The following is a 4,104-nucleotide window of genomic DNA, read 5'->3' as shown; positions in this document are numbered from 1 at the left end:
AGGATTTTACTTTCTAATATATGATCAAATGAAATTTAATATTTCATTGATTTTACCGCTGATTTTCTTTGTTATTTTTGCTGTTGTAGGTTTGGTAATCTTACTAACAGGTAAAGAAAGTTATCAATTTAGCAGCAAGTTAATTAATAATCCAAATCGATTGAAAATCGTAATTTCATTTGTTGAAATCATTCAATTAATTATTTGAGCTTTTTTTATCATAATTTTAATTACTTACTTTTACCCAATAAATGAGTCGATTGATCAAATTTATCAAACTCAAACATCAACTGTTGATTTTGTCAACAACACAGTTTATTCAGGATTTTTATCTTTTGTTCATATCAAGAATAACTTTTTTGCTGATCTAAAAGTATCATTTCTAAATTATGCATCAATCCTTCCGTATTTCTATAACAAGGATTCGTTTGCATTCTGGAACATTATTTATCTAACTTTATATTTAAGTTTCTTTTTAGCTTATGTTAAGTTAAGTCTTTTCAAACAAAATCAAAGATTATTTTCACTAATTCCCTTTGCTGGGTTAATTTCTTATTTCAAATCATCTAATAATCTAGAAGAAAATGTTTTATCGGAAACAGATAAAACAGGTTTAAAGTCATATCAAATCCTAGCATCAAATCAAATAGTATTTAAGATCAAACTAACTAAAACGACCCTTTATTTATCGTTATTCTATCTAGCTAGTGTCTTAGGATTTGTTATTTATGCAATTACAATAACATTTATGTATGGAATTGGTTTTAAACTAAAACCATCAGTAGATGTAAATAATGCTTATGTATTTGATTTTAATCGTTGAAACAGACAATTTAATGTATCAGAATTGAGGTTAATGACTGATTTCTCAACCGCATTAAGGGCATTCTTCATTATCACATTTGTAGTAATGAGCTTAGGAATTATCTTAGATAAAAATCCTTATACTTTTGGTGCTATAGTTAGAAAAAATAAAACTAGATTATCTTTAACCTTATTAGCTATAGATATAATTCAATCATTATTCTGCACATTGATATTCTACTTTTATGTTGCTGCTACTTATGATGATTTTTATCCTTTAGCGGTTCAGGACAAAGTAATAGGGGAGATTGATAGTAATTATGCTGGTTTACTTTATGGAAGTCAAGATTTAATTATTACTAGTAGTTTAGTATTTGTGCTTACATACTTAAGTTGATTCTTAGCATATGCTAAGGGTGGAGTGTTTTCTAGAAGAACCAGAATCTTAATGTACGTCCCGTTTGCTTCATTATTTTTTGTTAAATACAACGTTGTTAATGCAAAAATAAAAAGCAAGAATATCAATAGTTGCCGATTGCTTTATTAAAAAATATTTTTAATCAACTAATTGAACAATAATTCTTAAAAAGAATTATTGTTTTTTGTATCTATTCAGGGTGTCTAATCGATTTTTGTGTAATATGGTTTATAACCCAAAAATAATCGTTAAAACAATTTTACATATAAGATAAACAGGAATGAGTTGAAAAAAACAACAAAATGAAATAAATCCAAAAATTAATTGGAAATTTGTTAAGTAATTGGTGACACAAGTAAACTTTTCTAGTGTTTTTGCTAAACTAGTTACACAGACTCTAGCTGATGTTGAACGCGTTAGTATAGAACAGATGAAGAGTTAATGGGTTTACTTTTAAACTTGCTTAAGATAAATTAAAAGTTTAAAATCCGATTATAAAAATCAATCTCGTCCAAACCTTACAATATTAATATTTATTTAAATGAACTTAGCGTTATATATATGTGTAAAATAGCCTATCAAATAGAACCAAAAAAAGAATAGAAAAATAATATAAATCATTTAATAACTTACAAAATATTAAGGCATATTATTACATATAGATCAGCACATTTAGTAGATGTTCTAACACCCCCTTTGGCTCTAAAAAATTTTTAAGAATCTTTTATAAATTCGAACAAATTAATTTAATATATATATATATATATATATATTTAATCTAATTATGAAGGCTTATGAAATTAAACAAAATTATTAGTGTTATTTCTCTAGGAATAACCACAGCAGTATTTCCTATATCTGCTGTTTTTAAAAATAATAAAAAACTAACCAATAACTCAACTAATAGAACGAGCAATCGACCTATTGCTATGGTTGCGCAAAATGCTGAGCAACTAGATAGTCAAACAAAAAATACTGTTGGTCAATCAGAAAATCTAGTTAATCAATCTAGCGCTTTGCCTTATGATTTTGAAAATAACGATTATTTTCAAGGTTTTATTACCTTTAAAGGAGATTTTGCTATTTTTGACAAAAACAACATTTTAGAACTTGTTAAAAAACAACCTCAAGTACTAGATGTTAAACAAAGTGTAGCAATTGATAATTATTATTTAGTTAGCGTCTTTTTCAAAAAAGATTCTGACGATCGTGAAAAATTTGATCGTTTCTTGAAGCAATATGATCTTGTTGGTGATTTTTATGAAACTGAAAATAATAAAAGTCAAAATAAGACAACAATGCCTCAACAATATTACAAAAATTTACATTCATGAAACTCAAATTATGGTGTCGGCGTAGAGAGTTTTTTAAACAGATACAAAAGAAACTTTGATTCTAACAACTATACTGATTTTGAAAGAAATAAGGCAATCAACAATACACGCTATAAAATTAATTTATACAACGAAAAAAGAATTGGGGTTGCTGTGTTAGAAGTTGGTGAAGGTGGTGAAAATAGGGAGCAATCTTTAATAGATACTAAAGACGAGTTTTATTTTGATAACAATGTAACTAAAATATATAACAGATGAGATATATTTTGAAATGGTGGTATCCGCTGACCTACATATGGAAAACATGCTACAGAAGTTGCTTCTGTAATATCAGGAATAAATGGAGTAAACCCTTATCATAATTTATACGGTGTTAAAGCGAATCTTGTGACGAAATCATTTGGTTATGCCGAATCGGGTTTAGAAAATGAAATAGGATATATTAAAAAATTAGACAACGTGAAAATTGTTAATAGTTCATGAGGATATGGGCATCCAACAACCGCTGATGGCCCTTTGTTTAATTACAATTACTATGCAAGATATATGGATCTATTAGCCGCAAACGATAGAGACATGATATATGTGTTTTCTGCAGGAAATAATGGTGATAAAACATTGAATAAATTATCTGGTTTTAAGCTATCATACAATAGTGTAATTGTCGGTTCTAACGACTTGTCTGGATCATGAAGTGACTTTTCATCATGAGGGTCAAAAACATACAGTGCGCCCCTTATTTTAGCGAATGGTGAAGGCTACAATTTTAAAGGAGCAGGACCAAATGGTTATAGAGGAACTAGTTATGCAGCACCATTTATATCTGGGGTTATAGCTAATACACTAATTCAATATCCACAAAAATATAAGTTAGGAATTAATTCTATTATTGCTAAGGCAATTCTAGGTGTTTCTTCTTCAAAAGCAAAACAAGATCGTTCTACAGAACAATTAGGATTGAACGAAAAAAATGGGGTTGGTATACTAAATTATAAAAAAATAAGATCTGCATTCGATAATCTAAATTATATAGAATGAACAGGCAATGATCAGGTGTTAGTTAATAACGTTTGGAAATCAAAAAATAACGACAAATCATTAACTGTAGAAAACTTACAACTAAAAAAAGGTGATAATTTAAGAATAAGTTTATCTTGATTATTCAAGCCTACAAAAACGACTGTATATAATTCTAATAAAGACCGACTAAATTTAACTGAATCTATAGATTACAATAACCAAGATTTCGACCTGCAAATTAGAAGTAAAAATGTATCATTTTCTAGAAAATCTATTTCTTTAAACAATTTTGAATTTATACAAGTACCAATTCAAGAAGATGGTGAATATGAAATTGTTGTTTCTAAATATGGTAAACACCAATCTTTAAATAAGACAGAGCTTGCTCTTTCTTGAACAAAGGAGAATAATTAGTATTTTTAACACTTGATTATGAAAAACTATCTAAATATTATCAATATCACCAGGAGACAATTAGCATTATTCCTAGTATTTTTAGGAACCGTAATATTCGCTAGTGTAGGAATC

2 protein-coding genes are annotated in these 4,104 nt (G+C 27.7%); both read left to right on the top strand.

Going from position 1 to position 4,104, the window contains the following annotated elements:
* A partial coding sequence (locus P690_RS04025; RefSeq protein ID WP_036459601.1) for a hypothetical protein occupies positions 1-1,351 on the top strand: 1,351 nt, incomplete at its 5' end.
* A gap of 665 nt (positions 1,352-2,016) precedes the next feature.
* Positions 2,017-3,990, top strand: a complete 1,974-nt coding sequence (locus P690_RS0102535) for a S8 family serine peptidase (protein WP_027122214.1) — start codon at positions 2,017-2,019, stop codon at positions 3,988-3,990.
* Positions 3,991-4,104: the final 114 nt, after the last annotated feature.

The sequence above is a fragment of the Mycoplasma imitans ATCC 51306 genome, from assembly GCF_000518305.1.
GTDB classification, from domain to species: Bacteria; Bacillota_I; Bacilli_A; order Mycoplasmatales; family Mycoplasmoidaceae; genus Mycoplasmoides; species Mycoplasmoides imitans.
Note: the sequence above shows the minus strand (reverse complement) of the source record. Positions and strands in the feature narration are given on the sequence as shown.